General features: G+C 64.6%; 26 protein-coding genes and 1 tRNA gene. 4 read left to right on the forward strand and 23 right to left on the reverse strand.

All coding sequences use genetic code 11. From position 1 onward, the window contains the following. Nucleotides 1-77: 77 nt before the first annotated feature. The gene (dapE, locus tag ACR0R4_RS10170) at nt 78-1,184 is read right to left on the reverse strand and encodes a succinyl-diaminopimelate desuccinylase (protein ID WP_433647284.1); all 1,107 of its coding nucleotides are present in this window, start codon (nt 1,182-1,184) and stop codon (nt 78-80) included. Nucleotides 1,185-1,201: 17 nt separating this feature from the next. Here dapE and dapD point away from each other — a divergent pair, with 17 nt between their 5' ends. After that, complete coding sequence (dapD, locus tag ACR0R4_RS10175) at nt 1,202-2,158, forward strand: 2,3,4,5-tetrahydropyridine-2,6-dicarboxylate N-succinyltransferase (protein WP_433647285.1); 957 nt, start codon at nt 1,202-1,204, stop codon at nt 2,156-2,158. 201 nt (nt 2,159-2,359) lie between these two features. Here dapD and ACR0R4_RS10180 read toward each other — a convergent pair whose 3' ends face one another. The 20 genes from ACR0R4_RS10180 to ACR0R4_RS10275 form a co-directional block, all read right to left on the reverse strand. Beyond that, entirely contained in the window at nt 2,360-3,658 is a 1,299-nt protein-coding gene (locus ACR0R4_RS10180; protein ID WP_433647286.1) for a citrate synthase, read from the reverse strand. 201 nt (nt 3,659-3,859) lie between these two features. Further along, entirely contained in the window at nt 3,860-4,963 is a 1,104-nt protein-coding gene (dapC, locus tag ACR0R4_RS10185; protein ID WP_433647288.1) for a succinyldiaminopimelate transaminase, read from the reverse strand. A 1-nt stretch (nt 4,964) separates the two neighbouring features. After that, complete coding sequence (gene fdxA / locus ACR0R4_RS10190) at nt 4,965-5,285, reverse strand: ferredoxin (RefSeq protein WP_433647289.1); 321 nt, start codon at nt 5,283-5,285, stop codon at nt 4,965-4,967. Nucleotides 5,286-5,359: 74 nt separating this feature from the next. Then, the gene (locus tag ACR0R4_RS10195) at nt 5,360-7,921 is read right to left on the reverse strand and encodes a glycoside hydrolase family 65 protein (RefSeq protein ID WP_433647290.1); all 2,562 of its coding nucleotides are present in this window, start codon (nt 7,919-7,921) and stop codon (nt 5,360-5,362) included. Then, nucleotides 7,918-8,646, reverse strand: a complete 729-nt coding sequence (locus ACR0R4_RS10200; RefSeq protein WP_433647291.1) for an HAD family hydrolase — start codon at nt 8,644-8,646, stop codon at nt 7,918-7,920. Before ACR0R4_RS10200 ends, ACR0R4_RS10195 begins: the two co-directional genes overlap by 4 nt. Nucleotides 8,647-8,698: 52 nt before the next feature. Continuing rightward, nucleotides 8,699-9,334 carry a hypothetical protein gene (locus ACR0R4_RS10205; protein ID WP_433647292.1) on the reverse strand — a complete coding sequence of 212 codons (636 nt, stop codon included), beginning with the start codon at nt 9,332-9,334 and terminating at the stop codon, nt 8,699-8,701. Further along, entirely contained in the window at nt 9,331-10,014 is a 684-nt protein-coding gene (locus ACR0R4_RS10210) for a PilN family protein (protein WP_433647293.1), read from the reverse strand. Before ACR0R4_RS10210 ends, ACR0R4_RS10205 begins: the two co-directional genes overlap by 4 nt. Before the next feature lie 3 nt (nt 10,015-10,017). Next, nucleotides 10,018-11,061, reverse strand: a complete 1,044-nt coding sequence (gene pilM / locus ACR0R4_RS10215; RefSeq protein ID WP_433647294.1) for a type IV pilus assembly protein PilM — start codon at nt 11,059-11,061, stop codon at nt 10,018-10,020. Between the two features lie 46 nt (nt 11,062-11,107). Beyond that, nucleotides 11,108-11,947 (reverse strand): prepilin peptidase, encoded by an 840-nt coding sequence (locus ACR0R4_RS10220; RefSeq protein WP_433647295.1) that lies wholly within the window; start codon nt 11,945-11,947, stop codon nt 11,108-11,110. Then, nucleotides 11,947-13,974, reverse strand: coding sequence for a bactofilin family protein (locus ACR0R4_RS10225; RefSeq protein ID WP_433647296.1), 2,028 nt, complete (start codon nt 13,972-13,974; stop codon nt 11,947-11,949). The genes ACR0R4_RS10220 and ACR0R4_RS10225 overlap by 1 nt, the downstream gene beginning before the upstream one ends. Nucleotides 13,975-14,003: 29 nt before the next feature. Next, the gene (locus ACR0R4_RS10230) at nt 14,004-14,597 is read right to left on the reverse strand and encodes a PulJ/GspJ family protein (protein ID WP_433647297.1); all 594 of its coding nucleotides are present in this window, start codon (nt 14,595-14,597) and stop codon (nt 14,004-14,006) included. Continuing rightward, nucleotides 14,594-15,013, reverse strand: coding sequence for a type II secretion system protein (locus ACR0R4_RS10235; protein WP_433647298.1), 420 nt, complete (start codon nt 15,011-15,013; stop codon nt 14,594-14,596). Before ACR0R4_RS10235 ends, ACR0R4_RS10230 begins: the two co-directional genes overlap by 4 nt. A 157-nt stretch (nt 15,014-15,170) precedes the next feature. After that, nucleotides 15,171-15,587: a prepilin-type N-terminal cleavage/methylation domain-containing protein gene (locus ACR0R4_RS10240; RefSeq protein WP_433647299.1), complete on the reverse strand. Its 417-nt coding sequence runs from the start codon at nt 15,585-15,587 to the stop codon at nt 15,171-15,173. Nucleotides 15,588-15,748: 161 nt separating this feature from the next. Further along, nucleotides 15,749-16,981 (reverse strand): type II secretion system F family protein, encoded by a 1,233-nt coding sequence (locus ACR0R4_RS10245; RefSeq protein ID WP_433647300.1) that lies wholly within the window; start codon nt 16,979-16,981, stop codon nt 15,749-15,751. A gap of 3 nt (nt 16,982-16,984) precedes the next feature. Further along, nucleotides 16,985-18,157 carry a type IV pilus twitching motility protein PilT gene (locus ACR0R4_RS10250; protein WP_433647301.1) on the reverse strand — a complete coding sequence of 391 codons (1,173 nt, stop codon included), beginning with the start codon at nt 18,155-18,157 and terminating at the stop codon, nt 16,985-16,987. 93 nt (nt 18,158-18,250) lie between these two features. Then, nucleotides 18,251-19,915: a GspE/PulE family protein gene (locus tag ACR0R4_RS10255; protein ID WP_433647303.1), complete on the reverse strand. Its 1,665-nt coding sequence runs from the start codon at nt 19,913-19,915 to the stop codon at nt 18,251-18,253. Nucleotides 19,916-19,972: 57 nt separating this feature from the next. After that, nucleotides 19,973-20,875 carry an acetylglutamate kinase gene (gene argB / locus ACR0R4_RS10260; protein WP_433647304.1) on the reverse strand — a complete coding sequence of 301 codons (903 nt, stop codon included), beginning with the start codon at nt 20,873-20,875 and terminating at the stop codon, nt 19,973-19,975. Nucleotides 20,876-20,883: 8 nt separating this feature from the next. Beyond that, nucleotides 20,884-22,065: a bifunctional glutamate N-acetyltransferase/amino-acid acetyltransferase ArgJ gene (argJ, locus tag ACR0R4_RS10265; protein ID WP_433647305.1), complete on the reverse strand. Its 1,182-nt coding sequence runs from the start codon at nt 22,063-22,065 to the stop codon at nt 20,884-20,886. Further along, on the reverse strand, nt 22,062-23,123 hold the full coding sequence (argC, locus tag ACR0R4_RS10270; RefSeq protein WP_433647306.1) for an N-acetyl-gamma-glutamyl-phosphate reductase: 1,062 nt from the start codon (nt 23,121-23,123) through the stop codon (nt 22,062-22,064). Before argC ends, argJ begins: the two co-directional genes overlap by 4 nt. Nucleotides 23,124-23,527: 404 nt before the next feature. Continuing rightward, a tRNA-Glu gene (locus ACR0R4_RS10275) sits at nt 23,528-23,603 on the reverse strand. A 121-nt stretch (nt 23,604-23,724) separates the two neighbouring features. On the opposite strand from ACR0R4_RS10275, the gene ACR0R4_RS10280 reads away from it, so the two are divergent. Beyond that, nucleotides 23,725-24,417: an MBL fold metallo-hydrolase gene (locus tag ACR0R4_RS10280; RefSeq protein WP_433647307.1), complete on the forward strand. Its 693-nt coding sequence runs from the start codon at nt 23,725-23,727 to the stop codon at nt 24,415-24,417. A 34-nt stretch (nt 24,418-24,451) separates the two neighbouring features. After that, nucleotides 24,452-24,754: a putative quinol monooxygenase gene (locus ACR0R4_RS10285; protein ID WP_433647308.1), complete on the forward strand. Its 303-nt coding sequence runs from the start codon at nt 24,452-24,454 to the stop codon at nt 24,752-24,754. Between the two features lie 114 nt (nt 24,755-24,868). Here ACR0R4_RS10285 and ACR0R4_RS10290 read toward each other — a convergent pair whose 3' ends face one another. Together ACR0R4_RS10290 and ACR0R4_RS10295 are read right to left on the reverse strand one after the other, a co-directional pair. Beyond that, nucleotides 24,869-25,126 carry a type II toxin-antitoxin system RelE family toxin gene (locus tag ACR0R4_RS10290; protein WP_433647309.1) on the reverse strand — a complete coding sequence of 86 codons (258 nt, stop codon included), beginning with the start codon at nt 25,124-25,126 and terminating at the stop codon, nt 24,869-24,871. Next, nucleotides 25,123-25,386: a type II toxin-antitoxin system Phd/YefM family antitoxin gene (locus ACR0R4_RS10295; protein WP_433647310.1), complete on the reverse strand. Its 264-nt coding sequence runs from the start codon at nt 25,384-25,386 to the stop codon at nt 25,123-25,125. Before ACR0R4_RS10295 ends, ACR0R4_RS10290 begins: the two co-directional genes overlap by 4 nt. A 245-nt stretch (nt 25,387-25,631) precedes the next feature. Between ACR0R4_RS10295 and ACR0R4_RS10300 the strand changes: the two genes are divergently transcribed. Further along, a complete protein-coding gene (locus tag ACR0R4_RS10300; protein ID WP_433645844.1) occupies nt 25,632-26,879 on the forward strand; it encodes an IS256 family transposase in 1,248 nt (415 codons plus the stop codon). Nucleotides 26,880-26,930 lie beyond the last annotated feature (51 nt).

The following is a 26,930-nucleotide window of genomic DNA, read 5'->3' on the forward strand; positions in this document are numbered from 1 at the left end:
TCTCCTTGCTTGTGCGTCGGTGTCTCAATTGTATCGGTTGAGAGATAGACGAGGGAAACCCTCAGTGCCCACTCTTGTCACAATTCACCGGCGAGCCAGGTTCGGAGCGCCTGAAACGTGTGTTCAATCTGCGAAGTCGACACCCGTTCGTCGTCGGCGTGCGCAAGAAGTGGATCCCCCGGCCCAAAGTTCACCGCGGGTATTCCGAGCGCAGAGAAGCGCGAGACATCCGTCCACCCGACCTTCGCGGTGGGCTGAGCACCGACCGCGCGCACGAGGCTCTGCGCGAGCGGAGCATCGAGGCCGGGGCGCGCCCCGGGCGCGAGATCCACGATCTCAACCTCGTCGGCATCGGCGAAGAACGCACGCACGAAGGCGACCGCCTCGTCGCTCGACCGGCTCGGTGCGAAGCGATAGTTCACCTCGATATCGCAGCGGTCGGGAATCACGTTGCCCGCAACCCCACCCGAAACACGCACGGCGTTCAGGCCCTCGCGGTAGTCGAGGCCGTCGACGGTGATTATCTCCGCTTCGAAGCGCGCGAGCTTGCCGAGCAGTTCCGAGGCTCGGTGGATCGCGTTCACGCCCATCCAACTGCGCGCCGAGTGCGCGCGCGTACCCTGCAGGGTAACCCGCGCGCGCAGCGTGCCATTGCAGCCGCCCTCGATGGTGCCGCTCGTGGGCTCGCCGAGAATTGCAAAGTCGGCGGCGAACAGGTGTGGTGCGTGGGCGAGCGCGCGGCCCAGCCCATTCAGGTCGCTCGCGACCTCCTCGTGGTCGTACCAAACCCAGGTCAGGTCGGCCGTTGGCTCGGCAAGCTCGAGCGCCAGCGCGAGTTGCACCGCAACCCCGGCCTTCATGTCAACCGTGCCGCGACCCCAGATCACAGCCTCGCCCGTTGCCGGGTCGAGCACATCGCGCACCGGGAGGTTGTCGTTGATGGGCACCGTGTCGAGGTGGCCGGCGATCACGACGCGGCGCGCTCGCCCCAGCTCAGTGCGGGCGATCAGGGTATCGCCATCGCGGGTGACGTGGAGGTGCGGGGCACCCTGCAGCAGGCGCTCGACCGCGTCGGCGATGCGCCGCTCGTCGCCCGAGACAGATGCGATGTTGCACAGCTGCCGGGTCAGTTCGACCGGGCAAGCTGCGGGATCAAGGTCGAGAGTTTCTGGGGAGTTGCTCACCCTACTACCCTAGAGGCATGACTGAATCGCGCTTCGCCTGGGCCGCAGGCCTCGCCACCATCGCTTCCGACGGCACCACGCTCGACGCCTGGTTTCCCGCCCCTGAGCTTGGGCATCGCCCGGCGGATCGCGATCCACTGATCGCACCCACCGACCTCGAGGAGCTCGCCGGTCGCGACGAGACGCGCGGTGTCGAGCTGCGGTTCGTCAATCTCGAGATCGATCTCGACGCGGCCCCCGCGAGCACCGAGGACGCGTACCTGCGTCTGCACCTGCTCTCGCACTGCCTGGTGCAGCCGAACACCCTCAACCTCGACGGCATTTTTGGGGCGCTGCCGAACGTCGCGTGGACGACGGCCGGGCCCATGCTGCCGGCCGACTATGCGCGGCGACTGCCAGTGCTGAAGCGGGCCGGTATCACCGCGGTGGGGCTCGACAAGTTCCCCAGGCTCACCGATTACCTCGTGCCGAAGGGTGTGCGGATCGCCGACACGTCTCGCGTGCGCCTCGGCGCACACCTCGCCCCCGGCACCACCGTGATGCACGAGGGGTTCGTGAACTTCAACGCGGGCACGCTCGGTGCCTCGATGGTGGAGGGTCGCATCTCACAGGGCGTGATTGTGGGCGACGGCTCGGACATCGGTGGCGGTGCCTCGATCATGGGAACCCTCTCGGGTGGCGGAACCGAGCGCGTGCGCGTGGGCGAGCGCGCGCTGCTCGGGGCGAACTCGGGCATCGGCATCTCGATCGGTGACGACACCGTGGTGGAGGCCGGGCTGTACGTAACGGCGGGCACCAAGGTGCGACTGCCGCACGGCACCGTCGAGTCTGCTGGCGAGCCGGTGGACACGAAGGCGAACGAGCTTTCGGGTGTGCCGAACCTGCTGTTCCGCCGCAACTCGATGACGGGGGCCGTTGAGGCCCTGCCGCGCACCGGCCACGGGATCGTGCTCAACGCCGCGCTGCACGCGTAGGCGGGGCACTCCGCCCCACCCCCCCCATCCTGCAGAATGACCTTCAACCGGCTGTTTGGAGCGCGATCCACCGGTTGAAGGTCATTCTGCCGGGTCTGGGAGATCAGGTGGTGCCTGGGGGGATTTGGTGGTGACCAAAACCCAATAGCTCATGGCGCAGGTGGCCGTGGGCAGCACAGCTGGCCGCGGCCCCCGGAGCGTCTAGCGGTCGAGGTTGCGCTCGCGGCTGCCGATGTACAGCTGCTGCGGGCGGCCGATCTTCGTCTGCGCGTCTTCGTGCGCCTCGCGCCACTGCGCGATCCACCCGGGGAGACGACCGATCGCGAACAGCACCGTGAACATGCGGGTCGGGAAGCCCATCGCCTTGTAGATCACGCCGGTGTAGAAGTCGACGTTCGGGTAGAGCTTGCGCTCCTTGAAGTAGTCGTCTTCGAGAGCGATCTGCTCGAGCTCCTGCGCGAGCGCCAGCAGCGGATCATTCACTCCGAGTTCGGCGAGTACCTTTCCGGCGCTCTCCTTCACGATGCGCGCACGCGGATCGTAGTTCTTGTACACGCGGTGACCGAAGCCCATGAGCTTCACGCCGGCTTCCTTGTTCTTCACGCGCTCAACGAACGACTGCACGCTCTGACCCGAGTCGCGGATCTGCGCGAGCATGTCAAGCACCGCTTCGTTGGCGCCGCCGTGCAGCGGGCCCGACAGCGCGTTAATGCCGGCCGAGATCGAGGAGAACATGTTCGCCCCGGTCGAGCCGACGAGGCGCACGGTCGACGTCGACGCGTTCTGCTCGTGGTCGGCGTGCAGAATGAGGAGCTTGTCGAGCGCATCGACGAGCACCGGATTCATCTCGTACTTCTCGGCACGGTTGCCAAAGTTCAGGCGCAGGAAGTTCTCGACAAAGCTCAGGTTGTTGTCGGGGTACAGGAATGCCTGCCCGATCGACTTCTTGTGCGCGTAGGCCGCCAGCACGGGCAGCTTCGCGAGGAGGCGAATCGTGTTCACTTCGACGAACTCGGGCACCGCGGTGTCGAGCGAGTTCTCGTAGTACGTCGACATAGTCTGCAACCCACCAGACAGCACGGCCATCGGGTGCGCGGTGTGCGGCACGCCCTCGAAGTAGTAGCGCATGTCTTCGTGCAGCAGGGTGTGGCGGCGGATCTCACCATCGAACGCGGCCAGCTCGTCTGCCGTGGGTAGCTCGCCGTAGATCAGCAGGTAGGCAACCTCGAGGAAGGTGGACCCGGAGGCCAACTGCTCGATCGGGTACCCACGGTAGCGCAGGATGCCTTCTTCGCCATCGATGAAGGTGATAGCCGACTTGGTAGATGCCGTATTTACGAACCCGTAGTCGAGTGCGGTGAGACCGGTCTGCTTGGTCAGCGTGCTGACGTCAATGGCAGAGTTGCCATCGGCCGCGGTGAGCACCGGGAACTCCGCCTCACGGCCATTCACAGTGAGCTTCGCGGTACCAAGGCTTTGGCCCTGAGTCGATTCAGTCACGTCGTCTCCTCGTGGGGTCGGTGTGGGTGCAGTGCGCCTGATATGGAGCACAGCACTCTCCAAGCTTAGCCGTTTCACGGCAATCTTTCGGCGAGTTTTTAGGTTTCTCGACCCCCAGACTATCTCGATATCGAAACAAATGCGCAATTTCTGTGCGTTTCGCGCAACAGCGGATCGCGCGGTCTTGGGGCGGTTAAACGCCTAGCGCCCCGCGGCGACGCGACGCGCGGCCTCGGCAATGTCGGCATCACTCGCGGTGAGCGCGAGGCGGACGTGGTTCGGAGAGTGGTCTCCGTAGAACGGGCCCGGCCCCACGATGATTCCGAGTTCGGCGAACTCGGCCACGCTCTGCCACGCATCGACCCCACGGGTCACCCAGAGGTAGAGCCCGGCTTCGCTGCCCTCGACCGCGTAGCCCGCGGACTCGAGCGCCGGGCGCAACACGGCTCGGCGCGCACGGTACAGCTCGCGCTGGGTGTCGACGTGCGTCTCGTCGCCGAGCGCCGCGACCATCGCGGCCTGCACGGGGGCGGGCAGCATGAGGCCGGCGTGCTTGCGCACGGTGAGGAGCTGATCCACCAGTTGCTGATCGCCCGCCAAGAACGCAGCGCGATACCCAGCGAGGTTTGACTGCTTGCTGAGCGAGTAGATGGCGAGCACTCCGCGGTGGTCGTCGCCCACGACGCGCGGATCGAGCAGCGACGGAATGGGCTCACTCGTCCAGGGCGCATCCCACCCAAACTCGGCGTAGCACTCGTCGCCGACGATGACGGCACCGAGCTCGCGGGCACGGACGACGGCGGAGCGCAGGGCCTCAATGCTCAGCACCCGACCGTCGGGATTGCTCGGGGAGTTCAGCCAGACCAGGCGGGTGTGCTCAGGCCATTCGGCCGGATCGTCAGCCGCGACCGCATCAGCGCCCACGAGCGCCGCACCCATCGCGTATGAGGGATACGCGATGCGAGGAAACGCGACGGCCTCGCCCGCACCGAGGCCAAGCAGAAACGGCAGCAGCGCCACGAGCTCTTTCGAACCCACCGTCGGCAACACTGCGCTCGGGGCGACCGTGACGCCCCGTCGACGCAGGTACCACTCGGCGATCGCCTCGCGCAGGCGCGGGGTGCCGGCGGTCGCCGGGTAGGCGTGGGCGTCGGTTGCAGCGGCCAGCGCCTCCCGCACGGAGACGGGCGACGGATCCACTGGGGAGCCAATCGACAGATTCAGTGCCCCGCCGGAATGGGCCGCGGCCCGCTCGGCGTAGGGCGCCATCGCATCCCAGGGGTAGTCGGGCAGGGGCCCGCGCACGCTACTCCCCCTGCGGCGGGAGCGCCGCGATGATGGGGTGGTCGAAGTTGTAGATGCCGACTTTTGCCGCGCCGCCGGGCGAGCCAATCTCGTCGAAGAACTCGACATTGGCCTTGTAGTAGTCAGACCACTCGCTCGGCAGATCGTCTTCGTAATAGATGGCCTCAACCGGACACACCGGTTCGCAGGCACCGCAGTCGACGCACTCATCGGGGTGAATGTAGAGCGAACGCTCACCCTCGTAGATGCAGTCGACCGGGCACTCGTCGACGCAGGCGCGATCTTTCACATCAACGCAGGGAAGCGCGATCACATAGGTCATGTCGTCTGCCTTTCGAGAGCTCGAGAATGGCCGAGAATACCCTCTATCCTAGGCCCATCGTGCAGGCCGGAAGCTTACGGCTGCGGCGGGCGAGTCGGGATTTCGGAGGTCACAGTGGGGATCTCCGAGGTGAGGTTTGCGACGGCGCCGGGCTCCGACTCGCGGGGAAGCATGGCCGCGGAGAGCCCCGGGAACCGCCCGAGAATCGGGCCCTGGCTATCCAACCGCACGTGGCGCGGCTCCCCCGGCTCGACGACCACTTCTTCGCCTCGCACCTGCACCCGCAGGGGTTGGTCTCCGTCGAGCAGCGTGAAGCTGATGCGCGCGGGGGCGAGCTCGACCCCGAGCACCTGCCCGCGCCAGGCGAGCTTGAAGCGCAGGCCGCCCCAGTGGTCGGGCAGTCGCGGATCGAATTCGAGCCTGCGGCCCACGTCTCGCATGCCGGCGAAGCCGTGCACGAGCGCCATCCATACGCCGCCGGTAGAGGCAATATGCACCCCGTCGCCGGCGTTGCCGTGTAGGTCGTCGAGATCGACGCGAAGCGCCTGATCGAAGTAGGAGTATGCGAGGTCTTGATACCCCACCTCGGCGGCGATGATCGACTGCACGACCGCAGAGAGGGTTGAATCGCCCGTGGTGAGCGCGTCGTAGTACTCGAAGTTGCGACGCTTCTCATCGGTGGTGAACTCGTCGCTCGCGAGCAGCATGGCCAGCACCACGTCGGCCTGTTTCAGCACCTGGAAGCGGTAGATCACGAGCGGGTGAAAGTGCAACAGCAGCGGCTTCTGCTCGGGCGGGGTGGCCTCGAGATCCCACACCTCGCGCTCGAGGAAGTGAGCGTCTTGCGGGTGCACCCGCAACTCGTCCGAGTACGGCACGCACATGCCGTCGGCGGCGCGTTCCCATGCGCGTACCTCCTCGGGCTGCAGCTGCAGCCGATCCACCAGCTGGGCGTGTTCGCGCGGCGCTTCCTCGGCGAGGGTGCGCACCACCTCAGCGGCGAACCGCAGGTTGAAGCGCGCCATCACGTTGGTGAAGAGGTTGTCGTTGACCACCGTCGTGTATTCGTCGGGCCCGGTGACGCCGTGAATATGGAAGTTGTGCGTGCCGTCGAGGTCGGTGCGCCAGAAGCCAAGGCTCGCCCACATGCGGGCGGTCTCGACCGCGATGTCGCTGCCCCCGAGCAGCATCACCTCGAGGTCGCTCGTCGCGCTCACGTACCGCGCCAGCGCATAGGTGATGTCTGCGTTGATGTGGTACTGCGCGGTGCCAGCGGCGTAGTAGGCGCTGGCCTCCTCGCCATTGATGGTGCGCCAGGGAAACAGCGCGCCTTCTTCGTTCATCGTCGCTGCGCGGTGCCTGGCTTTCGGCAGCATGCGGTGACGTGAGCGGATCGCGTTTCTCGCCCACTCCGGGCTCGTGTACGTGAGGAACGGCAGCACGTAGATCTCGGAATCCCAGAAGTAGTGGCCGCTGTATCCCGAGCCGGTGACCCCCTTCGCGGGAATCCCAAGGCCGTCGGCGCGCGCGGTGGCCTGCGCGAGTTGAAACAGGTTCCAGCGAATCGCCTGCTGCACCCCGGGCTCTGCGTCGACCTCGACGTCGGCGCGGTTCCAGAATTCGGTGAGCACGCGGCGTTGCTCCGACCACCGGCGCTCGGGTGGCTCCGCCCTCAGGCGATCGAGCGACTGCACGCAGCGGTCGATGAGCTCACTCTGGGTCGCCTTCGCGGAGGCGTGGTACACGATGGTTTTTTGCAGGCGGATCGTGCGCCCGGCACGCGCCACGCCCTGGTAGACGTGCCGCAGCCGGTCGGCCGTGCCGTCGACTTGGAAGCTCCACCCGATCTCGGCCAGATCGCCGAGACCGGGGTCGAAGTCGTGATCCACCCCCACCGCGACCGCCATGCCTGAGTTGTGCACCCGGTAGCTGAGCATGCTGCGCTGTCCGTCGCGCACCATCGGGCCGGGATCGAGCACTCGCTCGCGCATGACCTCGGCTTGGCGCGGATCCCCCGCGGGCAGCTCGCCACCGACCCCGTCGGCCTCCTCGGTGCGCACGCGGCCCAGGTCTTGGCGGTTGAGGATCAAGCTACTCACCGACACGTCGGCATCAGCATCGAGCACGGTGACGCGCATCTCGAGCGTCGCCAGGTGACGCGAGGCGAGCGACACGAGTCGGCGCGTTTCGACGCGCACGCGCTTGCCTGTGGGGCTGCGCCAGAGCAGCGTGCGGGTGAGGGTACCGGCCCGCAGGTCGAGGGTGCGGTGGGTGTCGAGTATCTCGGAGGTGTCGAGATTGAGTCGCTCGTCGTCGACATAGATGCGGATCGTCTTCGCGTCGGGCACGTTCACGATGGTCTGGCCCTGCTCGGCAAAGCCGTACGCGCCCTCGGCATGCTGGATCTGCCAGGTCTCGTGCAGGCCGTTGATGAAGGTGCCGTGGCTGCCCAGCGGGGTGCCCTCTTCGTGGTTACCGCGCATGCCGAGGTAGCCGTTGCCGAGCGCGAAGAGGGTCTCATCGACCGCGGCGCTTTCCCGACTCGTGCCGTGAACGGTGAGCCGCCAGGGGTCGTCGCCAAAGTCGCGACGAAGCTCTTCGACTCGCGCACCGAAGGGGTCGGGCCGGAGGCTCATCGCACCAACTCATCAAGATCTGCGACCACGAGGTCTGCGCCCGCGGCGCGCAGCGCGTCTGCGCCAGCTCCCCGGTCGACACCTACGACGAGACCGAAGCCCCCGGCGCGGCCGGCGGCGACGCCCGACTCGGCATCTTCAAAGACGACGGATTCGGCGGGTGCAGCACCGAGCCGCTCGGCTGCGGCGACGTATGTGTCTGGGTTCGGCTTACCGGGCAGCCCGTCGGCGGCGGCCACGAGCCCGTCGACCACCACTTCGAAGCGATCGCGCACGCCGGCAGCGGCGAGCACCGCCTCGGCGTTGCGTGAGCTCGACACGAGGCCGATTTGCACGTCGAACTGCGCCAGCTCATCGAGCAGGCGGATCGTGCCCGGGTAGGGGTCAATCCCGTCACTCGCGAGCAGGTCGGCGAAGACCAGGTTCTTGCGGTTGCCGATGCCCCAGATGCTGAAGAAGTCGTCGTCCGCGGGTGTGCCCGCGGCGAGCTCAAGTCCCCGGGAGAAGAGCACCGTGGCGACGCCGTCGAAGCGCGGCCGGCCGTCGAGTGACACGTAATACTCTTCGTCGCGAAAGGGTTCAAGCCCGCGCCCGGCGAAATACTGGTTGAACGTCTCGCGCCACGCCTGCATGTGCAGCGTGACGGTCGGGGTCACCACCCCGTCGAGGTCGAAGAGAAATGCCCGAAAGGGCGTGAGCCGGTGGTCTAGCTGAGTGTCGGCCATGCAGTTCAGTCTATAGAGGCAACTCGCTCAGCTGCGAGGGGCACGGCACGGATCACTCGGGCACCACGAAGACTGACCCGAGCAGCGTACCGTTCGTCGTCTCACCCGTGCTGTCAATGTCGACAGATTGTGCGAACACCAGGCGATCCCCCGTCTGAAGCAAACGGAAGAACTGTGCGACCTGATCTGCCGTGCCGGTGACCGTGACGGTGATGGGGATCTCGACGAGTCCGGTCGCGGCGACGGCGGCTCCCGCGGCGCCTTCAGCAACTGCCGGATCCGCCGGAGCGGCCTCCGCTGTCGCTGCGGGGTCTGCGGGCGTTGCTTGGGCCGCAGCGGGTTCGGGAAGAATCGATTCGCCCACCACGAACTCCGACAGGAGCGCCCCGGACTGACCTTGGATACTCGCGAGCTCCCGAAGGAACACCGGCCAATCCGTGGACACAGGAATCGCGATCTCGAGCTCCGCCAGTTCGGCGAGAAGCTCTTCGGAGTCCGCGTCGGCCTGCTGCAGGATCGCGAGCTGCGCTCGCTGTGTCTCGACGGTGAGTGCGGTGTTGTCGGCGAGGGATCTCGTGCCCGATGCCGCGGTCAACTGCGGCAACAGGCCGGCGACCACGCCATACAGCAGCACGAATGCGCACAGCACGCCGGTGATCAGCACCCAAAGTCGGGTTTTTGCACTCACTGAGCTTCCTCCTCAACGAAGCGACCGGCTCGCACCGTTTCATCAAAGATGAGGCGAAGCTGAGTTTCCGAGGCGGCCACATCCCCCGCACTGAGCAGCCTGTTATCTATGACGAGCCCGCAGACGAGGCCGTCAAGCATGCCGGCTCGCTCAAGGAACGCCGCGGCGGCGGTCAGGCCGCCCTCGCCGGGGGTCGCCAGCGTGAGATCGAGAGAGGATCCCGTTGCTGCGCAGGCCTCAGCAACCGCGGGTTCGGCTGCTGCGTCTGCCTCGCCGCCGGGCAGGGCAGCCGCGAACCGAACAATGGTCGAGCCTTCGGGCACGATGGCGAGTAGCTGATCGCGGAGTGACATGAAGAGCACCTCGGTTTCGGTGATCACCAGGCGATCGGATGACCGGCCGCCCACTGCGGCCAGCATCTCCTGCGCCTCACCGAAGCTCGCGATCTCAACATTCAGCGACTGCGATTCAGCTTCCACTGCGGCAAGTTCCTGATTCGCGAGGGTCACGGGAATCATGCCCGCGGCGAAAATGAGTGCGGCGACGGCCCCGCTGGCTACGAGCGCGAGGAGGAGCTTGGGCAGGGTCTGTTCGTGCCGTTGTTCGGCGCGCTGCTTTTCGGGCAGGAGGTTGACTCTGGGGCTGCGACCAAACTCGATGGGGCTTCGTTTCATTGCCATGAGCTACCCCTTCCTCAAACCCAGACCGATGGGAATCGCGAGTTCTTGTTCGTACTTGGCGAAGGTCTCGGGGTCGAGGCTCTTGTCGACGCGCACGCCCACCCGGGGCGTGCCGACTGTGACCGGCAGATCGACGTATTCGCCGACCGCGCGCACAAAGCCAGGCACGAGCGTCTCGGCACCCATCACGATCAGGCTTTCGATGGGTTGCCCCCCGAGGTTGCTGAGGTAATAGCTGTTCGTGCTGCGGATAGACCCGAAAATGCTGCGGAGGGCTGCAAGCATCGCGTCGGCTGTCTCGCGATATTGCGGATCGGCGCCCTGGTCAATGCCAATGGTCATCTTCAGGGCTTCAGCCTCTTCACGCTCCAGCCCGGTGAGATCCTCCACCGCGTCGGTGACCGTTTCGCCACCCGCCGGAACGATGCGCACGAAGCGTGGGGTGCCGTCTACCGCGACCACGATGAAGGTGGTGCGCGCGCCGAGGTAGACCACGGTGTGACACCCGTTGAGCTGCCCGCCGGGCATCAGCGCCCGAAGCATCCCGAATGGTGAGAGGTCTACGCCCGCGGCCCGCAGCCCTGCGTCTTCAAGCGTGGCCACATTGGTTTCGACGCTGTCTTTGATGGCGGCGACAAGCAGCCCTTGCACCTGCGGCGGGTCACTGCCCTCGACTTCGGCGACGGGATAGAAATCGAGAATCGTCTCGGTCACGGGCACGGGAAGTAGATCAGCCACCTGGTATGGCAGCGCCTGCTGCAGCTGCGGCAGCGGCATCAGGGGCACCGTGTGGTCGCGCACAAGCACACGCTGGTTCCCCACTCCGAGCACCACACGCTTGCTCTTAAAGCCGCCTTCGCGCCACAGCTGCTTCAATGCGTTCGAGACGGCCGGTACGTCGATGACCTCAGAGTCTCTTGCCGCTCCCTCGGGCAGTTCGACCGCGTGCACACGGTGCAGCGTCGGGTGACGGCCAATACTCCCACTCACTTCCGCGGCAAGAAGGCGCCGGGCAGAAATGTCCAGGCCAATGGTGCGTGTGGCCATTCAGCTCCCCTTTGCCGGTCGGTCAGTGCACATTGTTCACTTTCCCTTAGCCTAGTGCCCAGAGTGACAGGTAGGCGTGCATGACGGCTGGTCCAGCCCACACGCCGACCCAGGCGCCCGCGAGCATGAATGGGCCGAATGGGATCTCAGTCTTTCGCCCTCCGCGCCTCATTGCGATGAGGGCCAGGCCGTAGACAGCACCGAGCACGAAACCGGCGAAGGCACCGACCGCGAGGGCATCCCAGCCGACGAAGCCGAGTGCCGCGCCCAGCACCGGCGCGAGCTTCACGTCACCTCCGCCGAGACCTCGCGGGTAGACAAGCACGATCAGGAAGTAGGCAACGAAGAGGATCGCCGCACCCGCCAGAGCCGACACGAATTGCGACCAGTTTCCGCTGAGGGCTGCCGCGACACCGAGCAGGGCGGTCACGACCGCGATACTCGGCACGACGATAGCGTCAGGAAGTCGTTTGTGCTCGAGATCGATCAGCGTGAGGGCGATGCTGATCGCAGCAAGCCACAGGTATGCAGCGAGCACGAGCCACGCGGCAATGGCAGACAACGCGCCAGCAGCCCCAAAGGGCGTTGTCGCGCCGACCACACTGAACACCCACCCCGCCACGAGGGCGAACGCTGCACCCGTCGCAATCTCAACGAGCGGGTAGCGCGCGCTGATTCGGGTACCGCAATTCGCACATCTCCCGCGCAGCGCAATCCAGGAAATCACCGGCACATTGTGCCACGGACGGATCTTCGCGTCGCACTTGGGGCAATGGCTGTCGGGAAGGAGCGACTCCCCTCGCGGCACTCGCCAAATCACGACGTTAAGGAACGACCCAATGAGCAGCCCAAACACCCCGGCCGCGGTCGGACCCCACGCCTGCATCAGTCGACGTTGCGTTGGAGCAATATGTCCTCGCCAAGCCGAGGTGTGCCTGAGGTCGTGCCACCACCGCCACCAGTGGTGCCCCCAGAACTCCAACCCGGAAGCCCTATCGGACTAAAGGTCAGCGAATTCTGGATAGCGCTTCCTTGAGTGAAGTAGCCGCCGGCGTATATCGATCCGACTACCGACGAGTTCTGCATGTGCACGCCACACGGCGTGTACACCATCGTCGTGATGGGTGAGTTGAAGTCAGTACCATCAATGGTGACTGAGTCAGATCCGACAGTGCAGGCGGTTCGTGTTCCGGGGTCTACGATCCAAAGTTTGCGAGCAACGCCGCCTTGGGAGGTCACGGTTACGTTCTTAAAGTCCACCCGATCGACCAGCAGGACTGCGTCAGAACGAACCTCAACGGCGACGTTCTGGGGGTCGAGAAGCCCGCAGTTGCGCAAATCGTAAAGCACCGGCCCGCTGGAACTGCCGAGCTGCTTCCAACCGTTGAATTGAGCCTTGTTCCAGGGGTCGCACTGGCTCGAACCCGTGTATGTCTTCACTTCGAAGCCTGCCCAGAGCGCGGCTTGTTCGGGGGTGTGCGTGTATTCGCGCCATGGCGCAAACGGCGGGGCAGGCACCGCACCCACCAGGCTCACCGTTGGGGTAGCCGGTGCCCCTGCGGTCGAGGTGCACTTCCGCGCATCGATATCAAGGCCCGCAGGCGGGGAATTCCAGTTCACTGCTGGAGCTTGAACCACACATCCGCTGAGGGTGCGGCCGACCCAGTTGCCGCCATTAAGGTCGACGTTTGATCCGGCGCGGATACGGCCGGGAACCTCACGACCGTTAGCGACCGATACCCCTCCCGAGGTGGTGAGGTTGCCGGCTGTGTGATCGGTGGTGGAGCGAATGATCCCGACCTGCCCGTTCGCGTCGATCTTACCGCCACTGGTAACGTCACCCTCGACGTTTGAGGTTGCGGCGAGGCTCACATCTCCAATCGCAGTGATGCTGCCTTTTACCCGAGCCGTACCAGTGAGAGTGACGGTGCCACGCGCGGTGACGCTGCCTTCGACGACCGAGCCTGATCCGAGAGTCACGTTTCCGTCTGCATTAATGTTTCCGTCGTTTTCCGGAGTTCCTGAAACACCCACTCGAGCGTTATCACCGACGGAGACGTTACTGCTGGTAGAGATATTCCCGCCGACCAACCCCCCGTTCGAAAGTGTTACCGCGCCATTGGCAAAGACACTGCCCGTTACGTCGCCCTTGATGGGAACTTCCCCGGTGCCAGCTGAGCGAAGGTCACCCTCGACCTTCAATGTTGCATTGATGTTGAGGTTGCTTCCGAAATGTGCTGAACCTTTGACGATGCAGTTGAAGGCTTTTCCGGCTGAGTCTGTGACCGTGCCACCGGAATCTACGGTGAAATTGCCCTTGATAAGCAAAGATCCAGGCATAATTTGACCTTTGCAGGCAAGACCGGATTCTGCCATTGCGATTACTGGGTTCGGGCTGGTTCCACCCAGAAAAGCAATTGAATTGTTTTGCAGGTCACTCGTACCCGCGACGTACATGAAGTAATCACCGGCACCACCGGAGGTGCCTCCGCCAGGCACCCAGCGGTAGACGGTCTCAACCGTCGCGCTCGCTCCGCTTGCAGTGCCGGTAGCGCGGATTACGACACGGCGATCGGGAGCGACACCCTCACAGGTGGGCACGGCGGTCGAAAAGCTGTATGTCAGAGTGCCGGTAGAGGCGAGTGCGCTCAAATCGGTGAGGCACGGGTCGATGGTAGCTGAGCGCATTGTGGCCTCAGCAGCGGCAATACCGGCCTCTGCGGCGGCCTGAGCCTGCACGATGTTCTTGTTAGTTGCCGTGACCTGTGAGGAGCCGACAATAGCGACGAGAAATGCAGAGATCAGCGCGACCCCAACGATGAAGACCATGAGCACCATCGGCAGTGCGATGCCGTGGTCGTTGCGCAGGGGCAGTCGGAGTGGGTGGTGAGGAAGCGTGCCACGGTGGGTCATGCGTTCATCCTCTCAGTCAGGCTTTGTTCTCAGAAGCACGTCGTGGCAGGGTTGGCCACTTGCCCCTGAGTGTGGTTGCGGGTGTCGCCGACGATGTTAATCGTGCCCCCGTCGGAGGTACCCACCCGCCAGGAGTAGGTCAGGGTTCCCTCCACCCCGGAGGCGGCCCCACCCGCGAAGAAGGGAAAGGTCGTGGCGCCGTCGGTGCGAGGCCCGACCTCGGTCAAGAATGTAGGGAGACTTCCGACCGTATTCCAGGGCTGGCCAGCAGCATCAGGTTTCTCATCGCGAGTGAGGGTGCGTTCATCACCGGTGCCTGTGACCTGCCAGCGCACGCAGCGCCATGTGATCGAGGCGGATCGCCCCGCAACCGACGCCGTAAGCGTCGCGCCGCCGTCGGTGACGCGGAACTCACGGGCATTGCGGATGTCTGCGCGGAGGAGGGTAGCGGCGTTCTGACCGTCGCTCGCCGAGGTGGTGAGGCCCGATACCGTCGACTCCGAGCGGAACAGGCTGACCATGGTGGTCGCGATGATGGTGGAGATTAGACCGAGCACCACGATGTAGACCGCGAGCTCGACCAGGCTGAAGCCTGCGTCATCTGCCCTGCGGTCGCGGTTCATGGTGTACTTTCAGCGGTGACTACCTGGGTCGTGGCTTCGGCGATGGTGTTGGATTCGGCGGAAAGCGCCTGCACCCGGATGGTGACAGTAGCCAAGCGATCGGAGCCGCAGGTGACCGTGCGATCTGCCTGAAACTTCTCGTTGGCTGGCGCGGCGAGTGTCAGCGGTTTCTGTGTCTCCACAGCCGCCGAATCGCAGACCTTGATCGAGAGTTCGTCGCGGCTCTGGTCGAGTTGAGTTGCGACGATGCGGTTGGCCTGGGCTACGTCAGCGTTTTGAACTGCGAGACGCACGGAATCGATGACCAGCGGGAAGAGACCCACGAGCACAATGCCGAGCACTAGGATCGCGACCGCGAGTTCGGTCATGCCGATACCCGCATCGGATCGCTTCTGAGCCTTTCGATCATTAGACAAGACACTCAGACCTTTACTGACCAGAACTCAAAATTGAGAACTTCGAGAAGCTCTACAACTCAAATACGCTGAGATCTTCATCATAGAGAACTTGAGAGCAGGGAACCCCGGAGGCTGGTTCCCTGCCCTTTAAGATAGAGCGCTCTGCTAAGTGGCCCTAGATAGCTGTTGTAGCAGACACTGTTGGAGGCGTGGTATCCCAGCTGTTGCCCGAGCAACCAGTGACTGGACCTTTCTGAGACCAGGCAGTACCCTTAGCCGCACGAACACAATAAGTACTCAAGGTAGTTCCTGTGTATGTAATCGTGACGCCGTCCTGCGCCAAGTTAGACAACCCAGCCGTAACCGAAGCAGCATCACTGGCAATATTCGATGCCATGATCGAGGCGCCATTCGCTGCCCCAGCCTGGAGCTGCGACCGCTCCGCAGAGGTCTGAAGGTTCCCAAACACCGGAATTGCAATGGCAACAAGAATGCCGATAATCACGATAACCACCGCAAGCTCAACGAGCGAGAAGCCCTTGTCTCCGTCGGCCTTGCGGTTCTTCAGAACGTTCTTCATACGCTCAAGCATGTGTGACTCCATAGGTCAATGCACCGGGATGTTATGGCTCCCGAACGGTGCTGATCCGGGAACACCCTCAGTCTACTGGGATTCAGTACAACTTTGCGTAGCGTTGCCGTTCCGCACATTTCATTTGGCACCAAGTGCCACTGTGTTTGGAGCGGCGAATCTCAGCCCTGAATGGCGCCGACGAGGCCGAAGATCGGGAGGTAAAGCGCAACGACCATGCCACCGATCACCACGCCAACGAGCACGATGAGTAGTGGTTCGATGAGCGAGGTCAGCTGATCCGCCGCGGTCTCAACCTCGCGGTCGTAGAATTCTGCGATGCTCTTCAGCATCTTGTCGAGCGCGCCCGAGTCTTCGCCTACCGCGACCATTTGGGTGACCATCGGCGGAAACACGTCGTGTTGCGCCAGGGGCAGGGCAAACGGGCGCCCGTGCCGCACCGAGTTCTCGGCCTCGAGCAGCGCCTGCTCAATCACCCAGTTGCTCGAGACTTTCGCCACGAGGCCGATCGCCTGCAGCATGGGTACGCCCGCGTTCAGCATCACCGCGAGGTTGCGGCTGAAGCGCGCGATCGCTACCTTGCGAAAGAGCTGCCCGAAGATCGGCATGTTCACCTTCGCGGTGTCGACGACCTTCCGAACCTTCTCTTCATTCTTATTGCGTGAGTACCAGAACGCCACCGCGATCGAGATGATCGCGAGCAGCGGCACCCACACCACCGCCGAGCGCGACATCGCGACCAGAATCTGCGTGGGCACGGGAAGCTCATCGCCGAACCCGGCAAAGAGGCTCTCGAAGGTGGGCACCACGAACACCAGCATCGCGATCACCGAGAGAATCGCGACGAACAACACGACGACGGGGTACGCCATCGCGCCTTTGACCTTCTGCTGTAGCTTCAGCTCGGTCTCGAAGTTCTTCGCCACCGATTCCAGCGCCTCGTCGAGAAAGCCGCCCGCCTCGCCTACACGGACCAGGTTGACCATGATCAGCGGGAACACCTTCGGGCGGCGCTCCATCGCGGCAGACAGTGACGAACCCTGCCCGACCTCGCGACGGGCATCAGCAAAGCCCTTCGCGAGAATCTGGTTCTCCGTCTGTTGGCTCACGATTTCGAGGGCACGCAAGATTGTGACGCCCGAGCCCACCATCACCGAGAGTTGCTGCGAGGCAATCGCGAGGTCTTTCAGGCTCGGCTTCTTCTCCAGAAACGCAATGTTGAGGTCTTTGTTAAGTCCGAGTGAATCGTTGTCTTTGACCCAGACCGGAATGAGGCCCTGCGCCTCGACCGCATTCACGGCCGCGGCCTCGCTCGCGGCGTGCAGGCGTCCCTTGACAGTCTTGCCGGCACTGTTGCGCGCTCGGTAGACGTAGAGGGTCGTCGACTCGGCCATGTCTTAGAACCTCTTGCGTCGCGGCAGGTCGGTGACGGCGAACTCGTCGTCAAAGCCAAGCCCGGCCACCGCCATCGCGTCTGCGGCAGCGTCACGATCGCCGGCACCGCGCGTCGCGAGCGACTCGAAACTCTTCAGATCGCTCGCCTTCTCGCGAGCGTGGTCGTAGGTCACGATGCCCTGCCGCACGAGGTCGGCGAGTGACTGATCCATCGTGTGCATGCCGTGCTCGGCTCCAGACTGCAAGCTCGAATAGATCTGGTGCGACTTCGCCTCGCGCACGAGGTGCCCGATCGCGGGGGTCATCTTCATCACCTCAGTTGCGACCACGCGGCCACCCCCGATCTTGCGCAGCAGTGTCTGTGAGATCACGCCCTGCAGGCTGGCCGAGAGCTGCGTACGAATCTGGCCCTGCTGGTGTGACGGGAAGACATCGATGATGCGGTCGATCGACTGCGCCGCGTCGACCGTGTGCAAGGTCGCAAACACGAGGTGCCCGGTCTCGGCCGCGGTGAGCGCCACCGAGATCGACTCGAGATCGCGCAGCTCGCCCACCAGAATCACGTCGGGATCCTGCCGCAGCACATGCTTCAGCGCCGCCGCGAAGGTGTGCGTGTCAGTGCCGACCTCGCGCTGATTCACAATCGACTTCTTGTGCTTATGCAAGAACTCAATCGGGTCTTCCACCGTCATCACGTGGCTCGCCAGATCGGTGTTCACGACGTCAATGAGCGATGCCAAGGTGGTCGACTTGCCCGAGCCGGTGGGCCCGGTGACGAGTACCAGGCCGCGCGGCAGGTAGGCGAAGTCACGCACCTGCGGGGGCATGCCTAGCTCATCAAGCGAGCGAATCTTGTTGTCGATGAAGCGAAATGCTGCACCCAACGAGTTGCGCTGCCAGTACATGTTCACGCGAAACCGGCCAACGCCCACGGCCGAATAAGCGAGATCGAGCTCGAGCTCGGTCTCGAGCTTTTCTCGCTGATCGGGGGTGACGATCGACAGCAACACCTCGCGAAGTGTGTCGGGCGTGAAACGTTCAAAGCCGCCCGGCAAATGCTGCAGCTGCCCATCGACGCGAATCACCGGCGGTGATCCGACCGCCAAATGCAAGTCAGAAGCTTGCACACTCGCCACATGCGCCAGCGCATCATCCAGCACGAACGAACCCGTCATTACGTCCCCCTTATTGGCACCACGCAAGCGGCAACCTCATCACAGTGTAGCCAGTGCTACACCGATGCGCCGGCAATGCCGACGCTGAAAAACTCACGACGCGACGCGCAGCACTTCTTCGATCGAGGTGATGCCCTCGAGCACCTTGCGCCACCCGTCTTCTCGCAGCGGGACCATACCCTCCTCGACCGCCAACTCGCGCACCTCAAGCCCCGAGGCGTGAGCAACCGCAAGACGCTGTACCCCCTCGCTCACGATCATCACCTCGTGCAACGCGACGCGCCCCCGGTACCCGGTGTTCGAGCAACGCGAGCAGCCGACGGGCTCGCCCACGAGCGCCTCGCCGCCCGGAATCGTGAACCCCAACCGCTCGAGCAGCTCCCCGTCGGGCTTGCGCATCACCTTGCACTTGTCGCACAGCCGCCGCGCAAGCCGCTGCGCGACGACCGACTCAAGCGCCGAGGCCACAAGGAAGGGTTCGATACCCATCTCGACGAGGCGCGTGATCGCGCTCGGCGCATCGTTCGTGTGCAGGGTCGACAGCACGAGGTGCCCGGTGAGGGCCGCCTCGATCGAGATCTGCGCGGTCTCCGCGTCGCGGATCTCACCCACGAGCACCACGTCGGGGTCGCCACGCAGAATCGACCGCAGCGCGCTCGCGAAGGTAAGGCCCGCGCGCGGGTTCACCTGCATCTGGCTCACACCGTCCATCCGGTACTCCACCGGGTCTTCGACGGTGATCACGTTGATCTCGGGCCGGGCGACCTCGCTGAGGGTCGTGTACAGCGTGGTCGACTTGCCCGAGCCGGTAGGCCCGGTCACGAGCAGCATGCCGTGCGGTTTTCTGAACGACTGCGAGTACACGTCCATGTTGCGCGGCGACATGTGAAGGTCTGAGAGCTTGATCTTCGATGCCGAGTTGTCGAGAATACGCATGACGATCTTCTCGCCCCACACCGTGGGCAGCGTCGCCACGCGCAGGTCGATCGAGCGACCGTTGTGGGTCACCGAAATGCGGCCATCCTGGGGCTTGCGCCGTTCGGCGATGTCGATGCCGCTCATGATCTTCAGACGCGAGATCACCCCGTCTTTGATCGAGGTCGGCGCCTGCTGCACGTCGTGCAGCACGCCGTCGATGCGGTACCGCACGCGCAGTCGCTTCTCGGTGGGGTCAATGTGAATGTCGGAGGCGCGATCCTGAATCGCCTGCGAAATGATGAGGTTCACGAAACGCACGATCGGCACATCGCCGTCTTCGTCTTCGAGACTCTCGGTCGCGTCGGTGCCGCCGGTCGTCGGGGCGCTGGCACCCAGCTCGCTCGTCAGGTCGGCGATCTGGTCGTCGAGGCGCACGTAGCGGTCGAGGGCCGCCGCCATCGCCTCCCGCGTCGCCACCACCGGCACCACCGTGAGACCGGTGGATCCCGCCACGTCGTCAAGCGCGATGACGTCGTCGGGATCCACCATCGCGAGCGTCATCTCGTGACCTTCGAGCGCGATCGGCAACACATAGTGACGGCGCGCGAGGTCGGGGGCGAGCTTCGCGACGGCGCGCTGATCGACCGGGGTTTCGAGCAGGTCAACGAAGCGGAGGCTCTGCGTGAATGCGAGCGCCTTCGCGAGGTCGACGCTGTCGAGCTTGCCGGTCGCGAGCAGCTCGCGCTCGGCGCGCCGCTCCCCCACCTTGGCGATCGCCGCGGTCATGGTGTCTTTCGGCACCGTGCCCGTCAACACCAAGTGCTCAAGTATGCGACGCATGACATCCCCCTAGGTTGTGCAGTTGTCTTTTTCGATTGTGGATCGGGCCCGGCGTTGCTACGCGGTAACCTCCGTGCCGATGCCGCGTGCCGTGAAAATCTCGAGCAACACCGAATGCGGCTCGCGTCCATCGATGATGGCGGCTTTGGGCACGCCGCTGCGCACGGCATCGAGGCACGCGCGCATCTTCGGGATCATGCCCGATTCGAGACTCGGCAACAGCGCCTCGAGCTCGCTGGCGCCGATGCTCGAGACGAGCGAGTCGCGGTCAGGCCAGTTCGCGTAGAGGCCGGCCACGTCGGTGAGGATGACGAGCTTCTCGGCACCCAGCGCACTGGCGAGGGCCGAGGCGGCCGCGTCGGCGTTGATGTTCAATGACGCGCCCGGCTGATCCTCATCGGGGGCGATGCCCGCGACCACCGGAATCAATCCCGCATCGAGCAGCGCCAGCACGGGCTCGGGGCGCACGCCCACCACGTCGCCCACGAGGCCGAGATCCACCATCTCGCCGTCGACCTCGATCGGGGCGCGACGGCGGCCGATGAACAGGCCCGCGTCTTCCCCCGTGGTGCCCGCGGCGAGGGGGCCGTGCGCGTTGATCTGATCGACGAGCTCGGGGTTCACCTTGCCGGTGAGCACCATGCGCACCACGTCCATCGCCTCGGGCGTGGTGACCCGATAGCCGCCCTTGAACTCGCTCGCGATGCCGAGGCGCCCGAGCATGTCGGTAATCTGTGGGCCCCCGCCGTGCACCACCACCGGGCGAATGCCGGTGTGCCTGAGGTAGACCACGTCTTCGGCGAAGGCCTGCATGAGCGCCTCGTCGACCATCGCGTTGCCGCCGAACTTGATCACCACGATCGCGTCGCGGAACTTCTTCAGCCACGGCAGCGACTCGATCAAGACCTCGGCCTTCGCGGCCGCCTCTTCGTGCTTCAGCGGACTCGTCGTGTTCGTCATCGTCACCCTTAGCTCGAGTACGCGCTGTTCTCGTGCACGTAGTCGTGCGTGAGGTCGTTCGTGCGCACGGTCGCAGTGTGTTCGCCCGCATACAGCTCGATGAGCACGTGCGTCTTGCGGGGGGTGAGGTCGCACTCGTCGACCGGGCGATCAGGGCCACCTGCGTGGCACAGTCGCACCCCGTTGAAGCTGACGTCGACCTGGTACGGGTCGAACGCCGCCTCCGTGGTGCCGATCGCGGCGAGTACGCGGCCCCAGTTGGGGTCGTTGCCGAAGATCGCGGCCTTGAAGAGGCTGTTGCGGGCGACCGAGCGGCCCACCTCGACGGCGTCTTCGACGCTCGCCGCGCCCGCCACCTCGATGTCGATGTCGTGGCTCGCGCCCTCGGCGTCAGCCTGCAGCTGTGCGGCGAGGCTGTCACAGACCGCGGCGAGCGCCTCTGCGAACTCGGCCTCGTCGGGTGTGACCCCGCTCGCGCCGCTCGCGAGCAGCGTGACCTGGTCGTTCGTCGACATGCAGCCGTCGGAGTCTAAGCGGTCGAAGCTAGCGCCGGTCGCACCGCGCAGGGCGCGATCCGCCACCTCGTCGTCGATGAGCGCGTCGGTGGTGATGACGACGAGCATGGTCGCGAGGCCGGGCGCGAGCATGCCGGCGCCCTTCGCCATCGCGCCGATGCGCCAGCCGTTGCCCTCGTGCGAGGCGGTCTTCTCGACCGAGTCGGTGGTGAGGATCGCGGCGGGGGCGGTCGTGTCGTCTGCGGCGAGCGCCTGCACGAGCTGCGGGATGTTGTTCACGATCTTGTCGCGGAAGGACTGGTCGCCTGCGCCAATGAGGCCGGTGGAGCAGACGAGGATGTGGTCTGCGGCGCTGTCGCCGTCATCGACATTGGTTTCGCCGCCGAGCGCTTCGGCCACGGCCTCGGCGGTCAGACGCGTGGTCTCGTAGCCGAAGTCGCCGGTGAAGCAATTGGCTCCCCCGGAGTTCAGCACCACTGCGCGCGCCGCGCCGTTCTGGGCGACCTTGCGGCTCCACAGAATCGGGTTGGCTTGCGCCCGGTTGCTCGTGAAGACGACCGCTGCGGCGCGCGCCGGGCCATCGTTCACGACAAGCGCCAGGTCGGGCTTGCCGGTCGACTTCAGGCCCACGGCGATGCCCGCCGAGCGGAACCCCTTCGGGAAGGTCACGGTCACGGGGCGACTCCATTCGTGCTCAGGCCGGTGGCTTCGGGGAGACCGAGGGCGAGGTTGGCCGACTGGATTGCGGCTCCCGCCGTGCCCTTGGTTAGGTTGTCAAGGGCGGCCACCACCACGACGCGGCCCGCGGCCTCGTCGACGGCGAGGCCGATGAGGCAGGTGTTTGCGCCGAGGGTGTCGGCGGTACGGGGAAACTGTCCCGCGGGCAGCAGGTGCACGAACGGCTCGTCGGCGTAGGCCTGCTCCCAGGCTGTCCGCACCTGAGTCGCGGTCACGCCTTCAGCAATGCGCGCCGTGGATGTCGCGAGGATCCCGCGGCTCATCGGCACGAGCACCGGGGTGAAGCTGATCGTCGGCGTCACTGTCGCGCCTGCATCGCGCAGCACCTGCTGGATCTCGGGAATGTGCCGGTGCGATCCGCCGACCGCGTAGGGGTTTGCAGTGCCCATGAGCTCGGCACCGAGCAGGTGCGTCTTCGCCGCCTTGCCCGCGCCGCTGGGGCCCACTGCCAGCACCGACACGATGTCGAGGGGTTCGATGACGCCGGCGGCGATGCCCGGGGCGAGCGACAGCGCCACGGTGCTCGCGTTGCAGCCGGGGGCCGCGATCCGCTCGGCGCGTCGCAACGACTCGCGCTGCTTGGTGAACCCGCCGTCGGCATCGCGCACGAGCAGCTCGGGCACGCCGTACGTCCAGGGCTCGTGGTGCTCGCCGCCGTAGAACGTGACCCAATCGTCGCGCTCGCGTAAGCGGTGATCCGCCCCACAATCGACCACGAGGCGCACGTTCGTGAGCTGCGCGGTCAGCGTGCCCGACGCACCGTGGGGCAGGGCGAAGAACACGATGTCGTGCCCGTCGAGCACCTCGGGGGTGGTCTCTTGAATGGTGAGGTGCGCGAGCGAGCGCAGGTGCGGCTGGGACTCGATGAGCGGGGTGCCCGCGCTCGAGTGCCCGGTGACCGTGCGAAGGTCGAACTCGGGGTGCTCGGCGAGGAGTCGCAAAAGCTCGCCGCCCGCATACCCGGAGGCACCCGCTACTGCCACACTCGTCGCCATACCCCACCGTTCCCGTCTTGCGCGCTCTGCCTTCTGGGCGCTGAACTGCCTGCTCCCATTCTGGCACCCTTGTGCGCGTTCCCCCCAACCACGTCGCGTGGGTCTGCTCTTCAAACCACCTCCCCGCTTGGGGTAGGGCGCAAGTGGTCGCTTGCCTGGCAACGAAGGAGCCTCACGCGCCCGACACAGGTCTCTTGGGTTACGCAACCAACCTCTTTCAATTTCAGCTAGGGCGCAAGTGGTTGCTTGCCTGGCGACGAAGGAGCCACACGCGCCCGACCGGGCGGATGCCACGGCAGGCAGACGCTGGTCGGCGAGCAGGGTCGAGGCACAGAGTCGGAGCTAGAAGCCCAGAGTCAGCAAGCGAATACGACGAAACCCCCTCCGATTGGAGGGGGTTTCACTGGTGACCCCAGCGGGATTCGAACCCGCGTTACCGCCGTGAGAGGGCAGCGTACTAGGCCGCTATACGATGGGGCCGTGTTCCTTGGCCGGGGAATCCCCTGCCGTGGCAACTAGACTATCTTGGCACATCACCGGCGCGATGCAAAATCCGCAGTGGATCTGCCCGCTCGCGTGTCGAAGCCCTAGCATCGGGGGCATGCAGTGCTTCCGCCTTTCCCATGCCGGTGTCGTTCTCGAGCTCGATGGGGCCTCGCTCTTCGTTGACCCGGGCAGCTTCTCGTCTGGAGCGGAGCTCAGCACCGCGATCGAGGCGGCGGCACCGATTGCGGGAATCGTGATCACACACGAGCATGCCGACCACTGGACCCCCGAGAACGTGGCTGCGCTGCGCGCCACCGCCCCCGACGCCCCGGTGTTCACCACGCAGGCGACGGCCGACGCGCTGGAGGCGGCCGGGATCCAAAATGTGCTGGTTGTGCGCGAAGGCGACACGCACCAGGCGGGCCCGTTTGAGCTGGAATTCTACGGCCACCGCCACGAGGTGCTGCACTCGAGCATTCCAGTGATCGACAACGTGGGGGTACGAGTGAATGGCACCTTCGCGTATGGCGGCGACGACCTGACGCGGCCGCCGTTCATCGCCGATGTGCTGGGTGTGCCGATCGGATCGCCGTGGTCGAACATCGCGCAGGTGATGGATTTTGTGCTTACCGCCGCGCCGCGCCGCGCGTACCTGACTCACGACGGAATGCTGTCGGCGCAGGGCCTCGGGTTGTTCACCACGCGGGTGCAGTGGTGCCTGGAGCAGGTCGGCGGCGAGCTGATCACGCTGCCGCGGCTCGACGCGGATCCCACTGCCCGACTCGAGCTCGGGACGCTCAGAATTTAGTCGGCCGCGATGGATTGCCCGTAACATTGCTTCCATGGCCTTTGCGAATGTAGGAACTTTAGGTACTCAGCCAGGACAACGCGACGAGCTTGTCGCGATCCTCACTCGGTTGAATCGAGACCTCAGCGACGCGGGCTGCGTGCTGTACGAGGTCGGGATCAACCCCGACGAACCAGACACTGTGTTCGTCGCGGAAATCTGGGAGTCGGCACAAGCACACCAGGGTTCGTTGCAGCTCGAGAGCGTTCGAGCGGCGATCGCTGAAGCCATGCCGCTACTCACAGGCCAGATGGGTGGAAATCAGTTCACCGTAGTGGGTTCTCCCCTGCGCGCTTAACCACACGCTGTCGGGGGTGATTCCGTCAGCACTCACGGAACCAATCGCAGGAGCACACGCCCCAGTCACGAAGTGCGTCAAACGCGAGCCTCTGAGTCGACCTCAGGCTTCACACTACCGATATGCCTCTCGACGGTGAGCTACACGCACGCCTGACACCACGAGTACCTGATCAGGAATGTCGTAGATTACTCGGTAGTCGCCGATTCTGATCCGCCACGCGGTGTCTTCACCGACGATCTTCCGCGAACCAGGAGGTCGCTGGTCTTCGGTCAGAGACTCAATCGCGTCGAGCACTCTAGTCCGAACCTGAGCTGGCAGCTTTCGCACCTGCCGAGCCGCCGCCGTGGTGAACTCGACCTCGTAGATCACGACGCGAGTTCGCTACGCAGATCTGCGAGCTTGATCCGCTCACCATCATCCTGAGCCTTCGCTTCACGGTAGGCCGCGACATCCTGACTCATCTCGAACGCCTCAAGTGCTGCAAGGTCTTCAACGCTCACCACGACAGCTGCGAGCTTGCCGTTGCGGGTTACGCCAATGCGCTCCCCCGCATACATTGCGCGACCGAGCACGTCGGAAAGCTGACTGCGGAGTTCGCGAGTGGTAACTTCACGAGAAACTGTTTCCATAGTGGCAATAGTAGCATCTGTGTACACATTCAAACCTAACTCACTCTAACTTGGTCCGCCCTCGTCGTGGCGCGTCGGATCCATTCGCTGGTGCAGAATACGGATCTCGGTCACGTACGTCTCAGTGTTTGAAGTAGTGCCCCGTAGAGTGGTGTAACGCGCCCCGGCCCGCTGAAAGACCAGCGTGGCCACCGGGGACACCTTCGAGAAGCCTTCTAACTCTCACTCGAAAGGGCATCGCACCGATGACCACTGCCTCTATTGTCGACCCTGCCAGCGTCCTCACCCAAGCCCTGAGCGACGCGTCGCCCGATCTGATGCGCACCCTGCTGCAAACCATGATCAACACCCTCCTCTCAGCCGAAGCAGACGCTATCTGCGGCGCCGAATACGGCAAGCCCTCACCCGAGCGCACCAACTCTCGCAACGGTTACCGGGCCCGTGACCTCGATACCCGAGTGGGAACGATCGATGTGCGAGTCCCGAAACTGCGGCAGGGCACCTATTTCCCCGAGTGGCTCCTGGAACGCCGCAAGCGTTCAGAGTCAGCGATGATCACCGTCGTCGCTGATGCCTACCTCGCCGGCGTCTCTACACGCCGCATGGACAAACTCGTCAAGACCCTCGGCATTCACTCACTCTCGAAATCACAGGTTTCCCGCATGGCGGGCGAGCTGGACGAGCATGTACACGAGTTCCGCACCCGCCCGTTGGGCGAGGCAGGACCGTTCACATTCGTCGCGTGTGACGCTCTCACCATGAAGGTCCGCGAAGGCGGTCGCGTCGTGAGTACCGTCGTGCTCGTCGCGACCGGCGTCAACCATGACGGGCATCGCGAGGTACTCGGTGTGCAGGTATCGACCAGCGAGACCGCGATGGCATGGAACATGTTCTTCGCGGACCTCGTCGCGCGCGGCCTCACCGGGGTCAAGCTCATCACCTCTGACGCGCACGCGGGCCTCGTGGAAGCCATGCGCGCGAACTTCCCCGGGACGTCATGGCAGCGTTGCCGCACCCATTACGCGGCGAACCTGATGACGGTGTGCCCGAAATCGATGTGGCCGGCAGTGAAAGCGATGCTGCATTCCGTCTACGATCAGCCCGATGCCCCGAGCGTCGAGGCTCAGTTCGACAGGCTCCTGGATTACGTGGCCGAGAAACTTCCCGATGTGCACGCACACCTCGATGCTGCCCGGGCTGACATTCTCGCGTTCGCTGAGTACCCGAAGGACGTGTGGCAGCAGATCTGGTCGAACAACCCGAACGAACGGTTGAACCGTGAGATCCGCCGCCGTACTGACGTGGTCGGGATCTTCCCGAACCGGGCCGCGATCACCCGGCTTGTCGGGGCGGTGCTTGCAGAGCAGTCTGACGAGTGGGCTGAGGGGCGACGATATCTCGGTCTCGAAGTTCTCGCCCGTTGCCGGCTCACCCTGGTGCCAGAGATTTCCGAGGAGGTGATGACGGGGCTACCACTCGCGTTAAGCGCGTAACTCGATCACTTCTTGAAGCGACACCGTTACACCACTCCACGGGACTTGACC

It is taken from the genome of Leucobacter fengyongliangi (genome assembly GCF_050971685.1).
Classification (GTDB): Bacteria; Actinomycetota; Actinomycetes; order Actinomycetales; family Microbacteriaceae; genus Leucobacter.